Here is a 16,752-nt window from a genome sequence, read left to right as displayed (position 1 = left end):
AGTACTAAATGTGGGAGCGAGCTTGCTCGCGAAAGGGCCAGTGCAGGCACTAGAGAATCAAAGCCCCTCCAGCTCCGCCATCAGATCATTCAAGCGATCCACCTTGTCCTCGGTCATGTCACTGGCCGCCAGGCCTTCGATGTACTCGGCCAGTTCCTGCACCGTGCTGCACTCGAACATCGCCCGCAGCGGCACATCGCGTTGCAGGGTTTTCTGCACCCGCGAGGCGATCTGCGTGGCCAGCAATGAATGTCCGCCCAGCTCGAAGAAGTTGTCGCGCACCCCGACCTTGTCGACCTTGAGCACCTCGGCCCAGATGTCGGCCAGGGTCTGCTCCAGTTCGTTGCGCGGGGCCAGGTAATCCTCGCTCTGCAACTGACCGATTTCCAGGGCCGGCAAGGCCTTGCGGTCGAGTTTACCGTTGGCGTTGTGCGGCAGCTGATCGAGCCACAACCAGTGCAGCGGCACCATGTATTCCGGCAGTTCGCTACGCAGGCGTTGCTTGATCCGCTCCAGACGTTCGCTCGGGTTGAGCGCCGAATCCGCCGCGACCAGATAACCGACCAAGTGCTTGCCATTCACGCCTTCCTGCACGCCGACCGCCGCATCGCGGACTTCCGGCTGTTCGTGCAGACGCGCTTCGATTTCACCCAGTTCGATCCGGTAACCGCGAATCTTCACCTGATGGTCGACCCGGCCAACGTACTCCAGCACCCCGTCACTGCGCCGCCGCGCGAGGTCACCGGTGCGATACAGACGCTCGCCCGGCGCGCCGAACGGGTTCGGCACAAATACCGGCGCGGTGCGCAGCGGATCGCTGACGTAACCGCGACCGACACCGGTCCCGGCCACGCACAACTCACCCACCGCGCCCAGCGGCACCAGTTCCAGCGCGCCATCGACCAGATACAGCAAGTTGTTGTCGGTCGGCGTACCGATCGGCAAATAGCTGCCGTGAGTCGAAGCCATGTCCACACGGAAGAACGCCACGTCATCGGAGCATTCCGCCGGGCCATAAGCATTGACCAGACCGATCTGCGGATAACGCAGCAGCCATTGGTGCGCGAGTTCCGGCGGCATGGCTTCACCGGTCGGCAGCATCCAGCGCAGACCGTCGAGGCTCAGGCGCTCGGAGGCGAGCATGCCCTGAATCAACGACGGCACACTCTCGAGCACGGTGATGCCCTGCGCTTGCACATGCACCAGCAAGCCTTGCGGATCGTGGGCGATGGTATTTGGCACGATGTCCACCCGCGCCCCGAACAGCGGCGCGGCGAGGAACTGCCAGACCGAAATATCGAAGCTTTGCGAAGCGGTCTGCGCGATCACATCGGCGTCCGTCAGTTGCAGGTACGGCACCTTGCTCAACTGGTTGTTGAGCATGCCGCGCTGCTCGACCATCACGCCTTTCGGCAACCCGGTCGAACCCGAGGTGTAGATCACGTAGGCCAGGTTGTCCGGGCCACTGTAGATTCCCGGGTTCTGCAGCGATGTCGCCAGCGCCTGCACTTCTTCCCAGACCAACAGCCGTGGACGGTTGGCGCAGCTGAACTCATCGAGCAAAGTCTGCGCCTGTTGGCGGCAGGCTTCGCTGCACACCAGCACTGGCGTGCGGCTCAGTTCGATGATGCGTTGCAGACGCTGGCTCGGCAGGCCCGGATCCAGCGGCAGGTAACCGGCACCGGCCTTGAAGCTGCCGATGATCATCCCCAAAAGATCCAGATTACGTTCGGCCAGCAACGCTACCGGTTGATCCAACTGCACCCCGGCGGCGACCAGTGCATGGCCGAGGCGGTTGGCGTTGAGGTTGAGCTCGGCATAGCTCAGTTGCTGATCGAGGCAAGTGGCGGCGATGCGCTGCGGATGCGCCGCGACCTGCGCTTCTAACAGTGCCACGTAGCTGTGCTCCAGCGGATAATCGTGCGCGCTCTGGTTGCAGCCGTGCAGCAGAAAGTCCTGCTCCTCGGCCCCCAGCAGCGGCAGATCAGCCATATCACCGTGGAAACCATCGACCAGTGCCAGCAGCAGGCGCTTGAACTCACCGAGCATGCGCTCGATGGTCGACTCGTCGAAGTAACGCTGGTCATACGACAGATGCAGGCCGAGGTCATCGCCCGGGTAGCACACCGCCGTCAGCGGGAAGTTGGTGTGGGTTCGACCGGAGTCAGAAGTCGCGTTGAGGCTCTGCGCACGGTCCAGCACCGAGACTTCCACCGGCGCGTTCTCGAACACGAACAGACTGTCAAACAGCGGCTGGCCTTTCGGCAATTCGCTCTGTTCCTGGATGTTCACCAGCGGCAGGTATTCGTACTCGCGCAGTTGCATGTTGCTGTCGAGCAGCCCGCTCAACCACTGCCGCACGCTGCTGCGCTGATCGTCCTCAGGCATTTTCACCCGCAGCGCGATGCTGTTGATGAACAGGCCGACGGTGCGCTGCATTTCCGGCATTTCCACCGGGCGCCCGGCCACGGTTACGCCGAACAGCACGTCGCGATCACCGCTCAGGCGGCGCAGCACCAAGGCCCATGCCGCTTGAGCGAAGGTGTTGATGGTCAGTTGATGAGCCTGGGCCAGCTCGCGCAGCCGGACGCCATCTTCAACGTTGAGACGGGTGTAGCGGTCACCGACGATCATGCCGCCGCTTTCGCCGGCGTGTTCGCGTAGGAACGGTCGGTCGCTCGGGATCGGCGTGGTGCGTTCGAAACCTTGCAGGTTCTGCTGCCACCACTGACGTGCCTCGGCCAGGCTCTGGCGTTGCAGCCAGCCGATGTAGTCGCGGTAACGTGGCGGCAGCGACAACTGTGCTTCGCGACCTTCACCGAGGGCGGTGTAAATCTCGAAGAAATCGTTCATCAGCAGCGAACGGCACCAGGCATCGATGAGGATGTGGTGGTTACTCATCATGAACCAGTAACGCGCCGTGCCGACCTTGATCAGGCGCAGGTGGAACGGTGCCTGATTGAGCAGATCGAACCCGGCCTCACGCTCGCTTTTCAGCAGCGCTTGCAGCTTCGGTTCTTGCTCGTCCTCGGCGATGGCGCTCCAGTCCAGGTACTCGATCGGCGTACGACCCGGGGTGTGGATCACTTGCAGCATGTCCTCGCCGACGTTCCAGCAGAACGATGCACGCAGCGCTTCATGACGGGCGACCACCGCTTGCCAGGCCTGGGCGAAACGCTCGGGATCGAGCTCGCTGTTGATGCGGTAGCGATCCTGCATGTAGTACAGACCGGTGCCCGGTTCGAGCAAGGTGTGCAGCAACATGCCTTCCTGCATCGGCGTCAGCGGGTAGACGTCTTCGATATGCGCCGCCGGCACCGGCAGTGCATCGAGTTGCGCCTGGGTCAGTTTCGCCAATGGGAAGTCCGACGGCGTCAGGCCGCCGGCTTCGTCTTGCAGGCAATGTTCGATCAGGCTTTGCAGCTCACCGAGGTAGGCGTCGGCCAGATCGTTGATGGTTTGCGCCTCGTAGCGCTCGGCACTGAAAGTCCAGCGCAGCAGCAGTTCGCCGCCGTACACCTGACTGTCGATGCTCAACTCGTTGGGCAACGGCGCCTGCGGATCGTGGGCCGCACCGACCGGCTCGTCCAGCGGACGGAACAGCGCATCGCTGGCGAAACTCTGATCGAACTGGCCGAGGTAGTTGAAGGTCACCGGAGCATTCGGCAACGCCGCCATGCTGCGCTGACTGAGGTCATCGGCCAGATAACGCAACACGCCATAACCGAGGCCTTTGTGCGGTACCGCGCGCAGTTGCTCCTTGATCGCCTTGATCGAAGCGCCCTGCCCGGCGGCCTCTTCGATGTTGTGCGGGGTCAGGCGTAATGGATAGGCGCTGGTGAACCAGCCGACGGTGCGGGTCAGGTCGATCTCGTCGAACAGCGTTTCGCGGCCGTGGCCCTCCAGTTGAATCAACGCCGACGGCTGCCCGCTCCAGCGGCACAGCACGCGGGCCAGCGCGGTCAGCAGCAGATCGTTGACCTGCGTGCGGTAGGCCCGCGGTGCCTGTTGCAGCAGTTGTTGGGTACGCTCGGCATCGAGGCGCACGCTGACGGTTTGCGCGTGACGATTCTGTTGTCCGCCCTGCGGGTTTTCGCACGGCAGATCGGCGTTCGATCCGGCCAGTTGGGTTTGCCACCAGTTCAGTTCTTCACGCAGTGATTCGCTGCCGGCGTAGGCCTGCAAACGTGCCGCCCAGTCCTTGAAGGCACTGGTTTTCGCCGGCAGTTTTACCGACTGTTCGGCTTCGAGCTGGCGGTACACGGTTTGCAGATCGTCGAGCAAGACGCGCCACGACACGCCGTCGACCACCAGGTGATGGATCGCAATAAACAGGCGTTGCTGCCCTTCGGGACCATCGACCAGCAAGGCGCGCAGCAGCGGGCCGTTTTGCAAATCGAGACTGCGCTGGGCATCGGCGAACAGTGCTGCGCACTGGTCCATCGCCGCCACCCGCACCTGCCACAACACCTCGGCGTCGGACACCGGTTGATGCGTTGCCTGCCATTGATCGTTGGCCTGAGTGAAGCGCAGACGCAGGGCGTCGTGCTGTTCGATCACTGCCAGCAGCGCCTGCTCCAGACGATGCGGTTCCAGCACCACGCTCGGCTCCAGCAGCAGCGCCTGGTTCCAGTGCTGACGCTCAGGAATATCAGTATCGAAGAACCAGTGCTGGATCGGCGTCATGGCCGACTCACCGACCACCAGTCCCTGCTCGGCAGTGACTTGCTCGCTGCGGCTGGCGACAGCGGCCAGGGTCTGCACCGTCTGATGCTGGAACAGATCCCGTGGACTGAAATGAATGCCCTGCTGCCGCGCACGGCTGACCACTTGAATCGACAGGATCGAGTCGCCGCCGAGTTCGAAGAAGTTGTCGTTGAGACCGACCTGCTCGACGTTGAGCACCTCGCACCAGATCTGCGCCAGGGTCTGTTCGAGTTCGTTGCTCGGGGCGACATAGTCCCGACGGTTCAACTCGGGATCCGGCGCCGGCAAGGCGCGGCGGTCGAGTTTGCCATTGGCGGTCAGCGGCATGCTCGCCAGCAGGATCAGGTGCGTCGGCACCATGTAATCCGGCAGTTGTGCCTTGAGGTGCGACCTCAGTGCTTCGCGCAGTTCGGCCTGTTGCGCTTCGCCTTGCTCGGCAACTTCGCTGACCAGGTAGCCCACCAGTTGCTTGCCGCTCGGCGCATCCAGCGCCAGCACCACCGCTTCGCGGATCGAAGCGTGATCGAGCAGACGGGTTTCGATCTCACCCAGCTCGATACGGAAACCGCGGATTTTCACCTGATGGTCGATCCGGCCCAGGTATTCCACCAGACCATCGGCGCGCTGGCGCACCAGATCGCCGGTGCGGTACATGCGCCCGCCATCGGCGGCAAACGGGTCTGCCACGAAACGCTCGGCGCTGATGCCCGGACGGTCGTGATACCCCTGCGCCAGACCGGCGCCGCCGACGAACAACTCACCGGTCGCGCCTTGCGGCACCAAAGCCAGATCGGCGTCGAGAATGTACGCCACGCGGTCACCGATCACGCTGCCGATCGGCACGCTGCCGGCGCCCTCTTCCAGCACTTCCGGGGCGAGACTGGCCAGTGGCATGACCACGGTTTCAGTCGGGCCATAGGCGTTGAAGAACAGGCTTGGTTTGAACGCGGCGCGAATCCGTTGCAGGTGCTCGCCAGTCAGCGCTTCGCCGCCGGTGATGATCATCCGCACCGGCAGAGTTTCATTCTGCGTGGCGAGGAACTGCGCCAGCTGGCTGCCGTAGCTCGGGGTGAAGCCGAGCACATTGATCCGATGGGTGCGGATCAACCCGCAGATTTCTTCCGCATCCCACTGCCCTTGCGCTCGCAGCACCACGTGCGCGCCGCTGAGCAACGGCACCAGCAGACGCTCGGTGGCGGCGTCGAAGTTGATCGAATAGAAGTGCAGTTCGCAGTCGTCCGGACGCATGCCGAAACGTTCGATCACGGCCTGGCAATGCATGGCGATTTCACCGTGGGACACCACCACGCCTTTCGGCTTGCCGGTCGAACCCGAGGTGTAGATCAGGTACGCCTGATGCTGCGGCAGGCTGATAAAGGGCAGCTCAGTGGCCGGGTAATCCGCCAGCGCCGCGCAGTCGTCTTCCAGGCACCAGCGCGCCACGTTCGACGGCAGAGCGCCAAGCGCTTTGAACATCGCGCGGTCGCTGAGCAGCAGACCGATGCGGCTGTCTTCGATCATGTAGTGCAGGCGATCGAGCGGGTATTCCGGGTCCAGCGGCACATAGGCGCCACCGGCCTTGAGAATCGCCAGCAGGCCGACGACCATTTCCAGCGAGCGCTCCAGCGCCAGACCGACCCGCACCTGCGGGCCGACCCCACGCTCGCGCAGGGCCCAGGCCAGGCGATTGGCGCGAGCGTCGAGTTCGGCGTAGCTCAGGGTCTGCCCGGCGAAGGTCAGGGCCGGGGCATCTTTGCGCGCCAGCGCCTGCTCGGCGAACAGATGATGGATGCACTGATCGAGACGACGTTCGCCCGGTTCAACACCGAGGCTTTCGAGCAGCTGCTGTTGTTCAGTCGGGTCGAGCAGCGGCAACTGGCTCAAACGCTGTTGCGGGTCGGCGATCAGCGCTTCCAGCAGGTTGCGCCAATGCTGGGCCATGCGTGCAATGGTCGGTTCGTCGAACAGATCGGTGCTGTAGGTCAGGCAGCAACCGAGGCGATGGTCGAGGTCGGTGACTTCCAGGTTGAGATCGAACTTGGTCGCCCGCGCATCGTTGGCCAGGTACTCGACGGTCATCCCGGCGAGCATGCGGCTCTGCTGGAATTCCCAGCGCTGCACGTTGCACATCACCTGGAACAGCGGGTTGTACGCCGCGCTGCGGGGTGGTTGCAGCGCTTCGACCAGATGATCGAACGGCAGGTCCTGATGCGACTGGCCCTCAATCACCGTGTGACGCACTTGCTCGAACAACTCGCCGACCGACATCTGCCCGTCGAGCTGGCAACGCAGTACCTGAGTATTGAGGAATGCACCGATCAGCCCTTCGCTTTCCGGACGAATCCGGTTGGCCACCGGCGCGCCGATGCGCAGGTCGGTCTGGCCGCTGTAGCGGTAGAGCAAGGTGGCGAGCGCGGCGGTCATGGTCATGAACAGGGTCAGACCGTTTTGCGCATTGAACGCACGGACGCGGGCGGCGAGATCGTCGCTCAGATCGAAACGGAACAGTTCGCCCTGATGACTTTGCACCGGTGGCCGCGGACGGTCGCCGGGCAGTTCCAGCAACGGATGTTCGCGACCGAGTTGCGCGGTCCAGTAGTCGAGCTGGCGCTGACGCTCACCGGACTCCAGCCACTGCCGCTGCCAGACGCTGTAATCGAGGTACTGCACCGGCAACGCTTCAAGCGGCGAATCGCGCTCATCGACGAACGCTTCGTACAGCGCGCTGAGCTCGCGGGCAAAAATATCCATCGCCCAGCCTTCGGTGACGATGTGGTGCAGGGTCAGCACGAAGTAGTGTTCGTGCTCGGCGGTCTTCACCAGACAGGCGCGCAGCAGCGGACCGCTTTCCAGATCGAACGGCAGATGCGCCTCGTCATCGGCCAGTTGCTGGACCTGCTGCTCACGCTGGTCAGCCGGTAGTTTCGAGAAATCCTTCCAGCCCATGCGCACGCCGGTCTCGGCATGCACCTGCTGACGGGCCACGCCATCGACGCTCGGGAACGTGGTACGCAAGGTTTCGTGGCGCAGGATCAACGCCTGCAAGGCTGCCTCGAAATGCTCGACGTGCAACACGCCGCGCAGGCGCGCCATGCCACCGACGTTGTACGCCGGGCTGTCCGGTTCCATCTGCCAGAGGAACCACATGCGTTGCTGCGAATAGGACAGCGGTACGGCTTGGCGGCGATCGACTTTGGCAATCGGCGGCTGTTGGTTGGTCTGGCCGCTGGCCTGGATCAGGCGGATCTGCTCGGCGAAATCGCCGAGTTCGCTGTGCTCGAACAAGGCGCGCAACGGCAACTCGACGTCACAGGCCTGACGGCTACGCGAGATGATTTGTGTGGCCAGCAACGAGTGCCCGCCGAGGGCGAAGAAGTCGTCGCGCAGACCGATCCGTGGCAGACCCAGCACTTCGCGCCAGATCGCGGCGATCTGTTGTTCCAGCTCGGTGACCGGTTCGATATGCTCACGCACTTGCCACTGCGGCTCGGGCAAGGCGCGACGGTCGAGCTTGCCGCTCGGGCTCAGGGGCATTGCGTCCAGGCGCATCAGTTGCGCCGGGACCATGTATTCCGGCAGTTCGCCGGCCAGCGCGGTTTTCAGGCGGGCGATCTGCACGTGCTGATCTTCGCTGGCATCGACAGCGGTGAAGTAGCCGATGAGTTGCGCGCCGGCTGCGGTGTCGCGCACCAGCACCACGGCTTGAGCGACGCCGTCCTGGGCCAGCAGCCGCGCCTCGATTTCTTCCGGTTCAACGCGGAAGCCACGCAGTTTGACCTGCTGATCGAGACGCCCGAGGTATTCGATCACGCCGTCCGAGGTCCAACGTGCACGGTCGCCGGTGCGGTACAAACGTGCGCCCTGCTCGCCCAACGGGTCGACTACAAAGCGCTCGGCCGTCAGCGCCGGGCGACCGAGGTAACCCCGGGCCAGACCGATGCCGCTGATGCACAGTTCACCCGGCACACCGGCCGGCACGGGATTGAGATCGGCGTCGAGCACGCGGCAGATCACATTGCCCAGCGGCCGGCCAATCGGCGAACGCTCGCCGTCGGCCGTGGTGCAGTGCCAGTGGGTGACGTTGATCGCGGTTTCGGTCGGGCCGTAACGGTTGTGCAGTTGCACCGCCGGCAGCTGCGCCAGCACGCGGTTGCGCAGTTCCGCCGGCAGCGCTTCACCGCCGGAGAATAACCGGCGCAGGCTGGTGCATTCGGCGCTCAGCGGCTCATCGATGAACAGCGCGAGCAGCGGCGGCACGAAGTGCAGCGTAGTCACGCCGTACTGCTGAACCAACTGCGCGATGCGATGCGGATCGCGGTGTTCACCGGGGCCGGCGATCAACAGACGCGCGCCAGTGATCAGCGGCCAGAAGCACTCCCACACCGACACGTCGAAACTGATCGGCGCCTTTTGCATCAACACGTCGCTGTCGTTCAGGCGATAGCTGTTCTGCATCCACTGCAGCCGTTCGGCCAATGCGGCGTGGGTGTTACCGACGCCTTTCGGTTGACCAGTGGAGCCGGAGGTGTAAATCACGTAGGCGAGATTGTCGCCGTGCAGGTGCAGACCCGGTGCCTGACTGGGCCAGTTTTCCAGGTGCAACGCGTCCATGGCGATCACGCTGACGCCGTCACTGGCTGGCAGACGGTCGAGCAATGCAGTCTGAGTCAGCAGCAGCTCGACACCGCTGTCGCTGAGCATGTAGGCCAGACGGTCGGCCGGGTAATCCGGGTCCAGCGGCACATAAGCGCCACCGGCCTTGATGATCGCCAGCAGGCCGATCAACAGTTGTGGCGAACGCTCGGCTGCAATTGCCACGCACACATCCGGGCCGACGCCTTTATCGCGCAGATAGTGCGCGAGGCGGTTGGCCTGGGCGTGCAATTCGGCAAAATCGAGACTGCCGCCGTCCCACACCAGCGCGGTGCGTTCCGGAGTCTGGCGCGCCTGTTCGTTGAGCAATTCCGGTAGCCAGTGTTGCGCCGGGGTGCACGGGGCGACGCTCCACGCTTGTTGCTGTTCCTGCTCGCACGGAGTCAGCAATGGCAGGTCGCCGATCGCCTGTTGCGGTTGTTCGCAGACGGCGCGCAGCAGATTGCTGAAGTGTTCGGCCAGACGCTCGATGGTCGCCGCGTCAAACAGTTCATCGGCGTAGTCGAAGGACAAGGTCAGGCGTCCGTTGCGATCCTCTTCACTGTGCAGTTGCAGGTCGAACTTGGCCTCGCGGCTGTGCCACGGCAACTCTTCGGCGAGCAGGCCCGGCAGGCGTTTGAGCGCACTCAAGTCGCGTTGCTGGTGGTTGAACATGACCTGGAACAGACCCTGTTCACGGGCCTGCGGGAACGCTTCGAGCAGTTGTTCGAACGGCAGATCCTGATGGGCCTGAGCACCCAGTGCAGCCTCGCGGGTCTGCGCCAGCAACTCGACAAACGACAGCCGCGAATCAACCTCGGCACGCAGCACCTGGGTGTTGATGAAGAAGCCGATCAAGCCCTGGGTTTCCAAGCGCGGACGGTTGGCGTTGGGGATGCCGATGCGGATATCGCGCTGACCGCTGTAGCGGTGCAGCAGGCTCTGGAACGCCGAGAGCAACAGCATGAACGGCGTCGATTGATGCGCCTGCGCAGTCTGCTTGATCGCGTCGCTGAGGCTGACGCCGAGGCGCACACTGTGGCGCGCAGCGCTGTGCAATTGTTTGGCCGAACGCGGATGATCGGTGGCCAGTTCCAGCACCGGATGTTCGTCGCCCAGTCGGGCTTTCCAGTACGCCAGTTGCCGCTCGCCCTCGCCTTGCGCCAGCCATTGGCGCTGCCAACTGCCGTAGTCGGCGTATTGGGTGGGCAGCGGCGCGAGTTCGGCGCGCTGGCCTTGGGATGCCGCAGCGTACAGGCGCGAGAATTCGTCGATCAGCACGTTCAGCGACCAGCCGTCGGCGATGATGTGGTGCAGGGTCACCATAAGCTGATGATCTTCATCGTCGAGGCGTACGAGTGTCACCCACAGCAGTGGGCCTTTTTCCAGATCGAACTGGGTGCGCGCCTCGTCCTCGCGGATCTGTTGCGCGCGGGCTTCACGTTCGTGCGCCGGCAGGTCGCTGATGTCGATCAGTTGCAGGTTGAATTCAGGTGCGGCGTCGACTTGTTGCAGCGCTACGCCGTCGCGCTCGAAGAAGCGCGTGCGCAGCGATTCGTGGCGTTCGATCAGTTGCTGGAAGCTGGCGCGCAGCGCATCTTCGTCCAGTTCGCCACGCAGACGCAGGGCGCCGGGGATGTTGTAGGCGCTGCTGTGCGGGTCGAGTTGCCAGGTGATCCAAAGTCGGTTTTGCGCCAGCGATTGCGGCAGTGCTTCGCTGCGCGACAAGGCGTTGATTGCGTCTTGGGCGTTACCGCCATCCTGTTGCTGCTGCGCCACGGCAGCGGCGAATGCCGACAGGGTCGGTGCTTCGAACAACAGGCGCAGGTTCAGCTCCAGGCCCAGTTCTTCGCGCACCTTGGCGATCACCTGAGTTGCCGCAATCGAGTTGCCGCCGAGCAGGAAGAAATGATCGTCGGCGTTGACCTGTTTGAGGTTGAGTTGCTCGGCCCAGATCTTGCCAATCAGCGCTTCCAGCTCGGAAGCTGCCAGGGTCGACTCGGTACTTTGCAGCTCGGCGGAGGGGAACACCGCGTAGCTGTCGAGGCTGCCATCGGCCAGACGATTGCGGCACGCCGAGCGTTGCAGCTTGCCGCTGGACGTCTTCGGCAGCGCGCCCGGGTTGAGCAGCACCACCACGTTCGGCGCCTCTTGATAGGCCTCGGCCACCGCTTGGCGAATAGCTTTGATCAGCGCTTCGGGCGGCAGGATTTTCTGCACGCTGCGGCTGATTTCTGCGGCGATGCCAATGCCTTCTTCACCGCCTTGAGTGACCGCGAATGCCGCGACGCGACCTTTGCGCACCACCTCCACTTCGTTCTCGACGGTCTTCTCGATGTCCTGCGGATAGAGGTTGTGACCGCGCACGATCAGCATGTCTTTCAGGCGCCCGGTGATGAACAGTTCACCGTCGCGGATGAAGCCCAGGTCGCCCGTACGCAGCCAGGTGCGGCCGGCGTGCTGAACGAAGGTTTTGGCGCTGGCCTCGGGGTTGCGCCAGTAGCCGTGAGCGATGCTCGGGCCGGCGGCCCAGACTTCGCCGACCGCATTGTCATTGAGTTCTTGCAGACTGCTCGGCTCGACGATCAGCACCGCATGCTCAGGCTGGCTGATGCCGCAACTCATGATCGGGCTGCCGTCGCCCGGTTCAGCGCGATTTTGCGCCAGTGCCTGATCATCGACGCGCAGCGCAGGAATGCCGGTGCCCCGTGGTGTGCCGGCGACGAACAGGGTCGCCTCGGCCAGACCATAGGAGGCCATGAAGCTGTCTTCGCTGAAGCCGCACGGGGTGAACTTCTCGGCGAAGCGCTCAAGGGTATCGAGACGGATCGGTTCGGAGCCGGAATAGGCCACGCGCCAGCGGCTCAGGTCGAGGCGCTCCAGCGCCGATTCGCTGACCCGCTCGCTGCACAAACGATAGGCGAAATCCGGCCCGCCGCTGATGGTGCCGCCGTATTGGCTGATCGCTTCAAGCCAGCGCAACGGGCGACCAAGGAAGTACGCGGGTGACATCAGGATGCACGGTACGCCGCTGAAAATCGGCTGGAGTAATCCGCCGATCAGACCCATGTCGTGGTACAGCGGCAGCCAGCTGACGATCACATCGTCGGGGTTCACGTCGATGCCGAAACCGTGGCGAATCAGCAGCTCGTTGGCCACCAGATTACCGTGGCTGACCTGCACGCCTTTGGGCAGCGCGGTGGAGCCGGAGGTGTATTGCAGGAAGGCGATGTGGTCTTGCGGCAAAGTCGGTTCGACCCAGCGCTCGGCCAGGGCGTTGTCGAGGGTATCGACGCACAGCAACGGCGGCGCGCCATCGATTTGCTGCAAGGCATCGCGCAGGTCGGCGCTGGTCAGCAGCAGACGCGGTTCGGCGTCGGCAATGATAGACAGCAGGCGTTCCTGGTGATGCCGACGTGCGGATTCCGGCGGATAGGCCGGCACCGCGATCACCCCGGCGTACAGACAACCGAAAAACGCCGCGACGTAATCCGCGCCGCTGGGAAACAGCAGCACCGCGCGATCACCGAATTCAGCCTGGGCCTGCAACGCGGCAGCAATGGTCCGCGCGCGTTGATCCAGTTCGCGGTAACTGAGCACCACGCCCTGCTCCTCGGTTTCGGCGAGAAAGCGCAGGGCCAGGCGATCCGGCGTCTGTGCCGCACGGCGCTGGAGGGCTTGGACCAGAGTGCTGGGGAGTTCGAACGCGTCGGTCATGAGGTTTCCTGCCTGAATTCGGCTTGCTAAGTGGAATCGAGTTGCTGCGTCACGCCGGTCGAGGGCGTGCAGGGCGCGGTCTGTGCCGACCGCGCAAGGCATCGGAATGCTGTCTGGCCGGGGCTCGGTACCCGGAACCATTCACCAATGAGAACGGATGACGTCTTGAAATAATTAGTCGGCAGGCTGGATCGCCAACGGGGGCTGGGGTGTGGCGGTGTGTCGCAGTTCTCGATTCGCACCTTTAAGGAGCATTAGTTCTCTTTCTCAATTGACAATCATTATCATTCAACATAATTTGTCGCTCGATGTGTAGGACGGCCTCGTCCCCCGGCGTCCCACTAACCTATTGGCAGCAAGGTGATTTCCATGACGGAACAAGTATCCACAAGCAGGTGCGATTCACCGCTACTTCAGGCCTTCGTCGACAATCGACTGATTCTGGTGAAGATCGCAGCGCGCATTACCGGCTGCCGTTCGCGCGCCGAAGACGTGGTGCAGGATGCGTTCTTCCGCTTGCAGTCGGCCCCGCCGATCACGTCGTCGATCAAGGCGCAATTGAGTTATCTGTTCCAGATCGTGCGCAACCTCGCCATCGATCACTACCGCAAACAGGCGCTGGAACAGAAGTACTCAGGCCCGGAAGAGGAAGGGTTGAATGTGGTCATTCAGGGCGCTTCGCCGGAAACCTCGCACATCAATTTCTCGACGCTGGAACACATCGCCGACGCGCTGACCGAACTGCCCAGCCGCACCCGCTACGCCTTCGAGATGTACCGTCTGCACGGCGTGCCGCAAAAGGACATCGCCAAGGAACTCGGCGTCTCGCCAACCCTGGTCAATTTCATGATTCGCGATGCGCTGGTGCACTGCCGCAAGGTGTCGGGCAGTCGTGGGGGTGCGGCTTCGATGGGTCGTCGCTAAGCCCTGAATTCGGCGTCAAGCCATTCGCGAGCAAGCCCGCTCCCACATTTGACCGGCGTACACAGGTCGATGTGGGAGCGGGCTTGCTCGCGAAGGCAGACTTGAAACCGCAATAGATCCCAGGCCTTGTCACTTCAGGCCAGCTTGCACCGATCAAAAAACCGCTCACGCCCCAGAATCATCAACGCCGCGCGCTTGTGCGGAAAGTCGAATTCCTTCTCGCAGTGGAAGCACTGATTCTGCATGTGGCCGATCATCTTCGCGTTGTCGGCACGCGGTTCGGCGACCACGCGCTGGGTACGCGGATCATCCAGAAACAGATAGTGCACCAGCGCCGACAACCAGCTCGCGACCTTGTGCGGGCCACGGTGATTCTCTTCCCCCACCAGCATGTGAATGCCACGGTCGTAATTGTCGACATCATAGAACGGCGCGATACGGTCTTCCTTGGCCCAGTAGGCCTCGAAATAGGCAAACGGTTGATCGTCGAAACAGCCGATCAACGTCAGCGTGTGCGGATCGGCGTCGAGCTTGCTCAGGTATTCGCGATGCTGCTCAAGACTGCCCTCCTCCTGCCAGAAACTGGCGACACGCGGACTGTTCTGCCAGCGATTGAACCGCGCCAGATCCTGCTCGATCTCCAGCGTGCGCAGGGAAATCCACGCCCCGAGGCGTGCATCGAAGCGTCGATAGACTTCGCCGCGCGGCTTGATCGGACGCAGCGGATGGCGCTTGCCCTGGCTGATCACCATTTGTTGTGGGTAGCTGCCGCTCAGCGATGTACCGAGCCATGGCTGCGGCAATTGCCAGAACAGGGTGCGCTCGCAACGGTATTCGCCGGCCACTTCGGTGCTGACCAGCAAGCCGCTGAGCAAGGCTTCGGTGGGCGGCTGGTCCAGTTGCCAGAGCAATTGCTGACGCTCCGGCTCACGGGCGAACAACCAGTAACAGGCAGCCCACAACGCCAGGCCGGGGGGCAGGGCAAAACGCTCATCGAGCTGAATCGGGCCGGTGCCGTCACGATTCAGACGCAAGCGAACCAGCGGTTGCCCGTCCAGGCTCAGGCTCAGACGGCTTTCAGTAGCATCGGCTACCAGTTCACTGCCCGAAGGCAAGGCCAGGGCAGTCAGGTCATTCAGATTGGACATGGGTCGGGCTCACGATAATCGTCGACAGTTCAACGATGGGACGTGAGCCGCACGGGAAAATTTAGCCGGCGGGGTCAAATCAGTGTTGCGGTACCGGTACCAGAGCGATCTTGTATGGCTCGAAAATCTTCAGCATCTGCCCGTTGTCCCGCAGCTCCTGCAACAATTTGCCAAACGCCTCGCCGGTGATCGGCGCGGCCGGGCGCAGAATGGAGTAATGGTGATAAACCTGATCGATGCGCTGCGACACCAGCAACTTGTCGGCCACCTTTTCGTTGCGTTTCAGGTAGTCGAACAGGTAGGAGCGCGTGACCAAGGCGATGTCGGCGCGCCCGCGCAGCACCATCAACAGGTTGCTGTCATGGGAATAGGTCAACGTGGCCTTGAACGTATCCGCGAGAAATTTGGGGTCGGCGTTGAAATTGGCGAACTCGTAGTGATAACCGCTGTACAGCGCCAGCCGCTTGCCCTTGAGGTCCGAGAAGTAATCCTGCTGCCGACCCTCTTCGCGTTGCGCGACGAAAATCTCGGCATCTTCCAGCCCCATATCGACCGTGGTGTGTGGAATGTCCTTCCAGCCCCACTCCGGGTTTTCGAAAATCGCCATGTCGGTGCGCCCTTCCTTCAAGTCACCGAAACGCCGGGGAATCGAGGTCGGTACCAGGACAAACTGATACTCCTTCTGCAACGCATTCAGCGCTTCGACCAATTCCGGCAGCAGACCGGTGTCGGCACCGTTTTCCGGGCGGATGGTGTAAGGCGGAAAGTGCGCGGCGCCCACTCGAACCAGTTGCGCCGCCTGCGCAGGCAGCCCTGAAAATGCCGTCAGCGCGACGAGTACCAGCCCCGTGGCCGTCCGAATTGGCGAAGACTTCAAAACACCCCACTCCCCGAAAAAATACCGATCAATGCATTCAAGCTAGGCGGTTTCGCCCAGTTAGCCAGTTTCCTGACCTGTTGAAACGTGGGTTAACGCTCTTCGAGCACCAGAATCAGCGCTTCATCGGCCAACTGATCGAGGCTCAGGCTGCCGCCGGCACGAAACCAGGTGGTAGTCCAGGACAGTGCGCCGGTGAGAAAACGTCGGGTAATGAATACATCGCCACGGATAAACCCCGCCTCCTTGGCTTCGCCCAGCACCTGCAACCAGAGGTCTTCATAGACATCGCGCAGGGCCAGCACCCGGGCCTGACCTTCTTCGGACAGCGAACGCCATTCATAGACCAGCACCGCCATGGCTTCGCCGCTGCCGCCCATGATCGACTGCAACTCGCAGCGAATCAGCGCCAGCACCCGCTCGCGCACGTTGCTGGCTTCGGCCAGCGCGGCGCGCATCAGCGCGGTGTTGTAGCGGATGGTTTCTTCCATCACCGCCCGGAGGATTTCATCCTTGCTCTTGAAGTGATGAAAAATGCTCCCGGACTGGATCCCCACCGCCCCCGCCAGGTCACGCACCGTGGTGCGCTCGTAGCCTTTGTTGCGGAACAGGTGAGCCGCCACTTGCAGCAGTTTGCCGCGGGCGCTGTCAGGGTCGGTCAACTGGCCTTGGTCGACCAGTTCGCGCATGACCCTCAGGGCTTTTTGCTCGTCCACCCGTTCTCTCCTACAGTCGATCAGTCTGTTG

At 62.8% G+C, this 16,752-nt stretch carries 5 protein-coding genes; 1 reads left to right on the top strand and 4 read right to left on the bottom strand.

Annotation, left to right across the window (positions count from 1 at the left end):
- Positions 1-57: 57 nt before the first annotated feature.
- The gene (locus tag KCG87_RS15735; RefSeq protein ID WP_210558391.1) at positions 58-13,056 is read right to left on the bottom strand and encodes a non-ribosomal peptide synthetase; all 12,999 of its coding nucleotides are present in this window, start codon (positions 13,054-13,056) and stop codon (positions 58-60) included.
- Between the two features lie 369 nt (positions 13,057-13,425).
- Here KCG87_RS15735 and KCG87_RS15730 point away from each other — a divergent pair, with 369 nt between their 5' ends.
- Positions 13,426-13,980: an RNA polymerase factor sigma-70 gene (locus KCG87_RS15730; RefSeq protein WP_134786992.1), complete on the top strand. Its 555-nt coding sequence runs from the start codon at positions 13,426-13,428 to the stop codon at positions 13,978-13,980.
- 134 nt (positions 13,981-14,114) lie between these two features.
- On the opposite strand, the gene KCG87_RS15725 is transcribed toward KCG87_RS15730, so the two are convergent.
- The 3 genes from KCG87_RS15725 to KCG87_RS15715 form a co-directional block, all read right to left on the bottom strand.
- Complete coding sequence (locus tag KCG87_RS15725) at positions 14,115-15,128, bottom strand: GNAT family N-acetyltransferase (RefSeq protein ID WP_098964864.1); 1,014 nt, start codon at positions 15,126-15,128, stop codon at positions 14,115-14,117.
- A 79-nt stretch (positions 15,129-15,207) separates the two neighbouring features.
- The gene (locus KCG87_RS15720; protein WP_098964866.1) at positions 15,208-16,005 is read right to left on the bottom strand and encodes a transporter substrate-binding domain-containing protein; all 798 of its coding nucleotides are present in this window, start codon (positions 16,003-16,005) and stop codon (positions 15,208-15,210) included.
- Between the two features lie 92 nt (positions 16,006-16,097).
- Complete coding sequence (locus tag KCG87_RS15715) at positions 16,098-16,721, bottom strand: TetR/AcrR family transcriptional regulator (RefSeq protein WP_027613405.1); 624 nt, start codon at positions 16,719-16,721, stop codon at positions 16,098-16,100.
- Positions 16,722-16,752 lie beyond the last annotated feature (31 nt).

Source organism: Pseudomonas sp. MWU347 (genome assembly GCF_017947305.1).
Lineage (GTDB): Bacteria > Pseudomonadota > Gammaproteobacteria > Pseudomonadales > Pseudomonadaceae > Aquipseudomonas > Aquipseudomonas putida_A.
Note: the sequence above shows the minus strand (reverse complement) of the source record. Positions and strands in the feature narration are given on the sequence as shown.

Bases quoted from the DNA above. Each gene is read 5' to 3' on its own strand.
- KCG87_RS15735 (WP_210558391.1), bottom strand. From the start codon at position 13,056: ATGACCGACGCGTTCGAACTCCCCAGCACTCTGGTCCAAGCCCTCCAG.
- KCG87_RS15730 (WP_134786992.1), top strand. From the start codon at position 13,426: ATGACGGAACAAGTATCCACAAGCAGGTGCGATTCACCGCTACTTCAG.
- KCG87_RS15725 (WP_098964864.1), bottom strand. From the start codon at position 15,128: ATGTCCAATCTGAATGACCTGACTGCCCTGGCCTTGCCTTCGGGCAGT.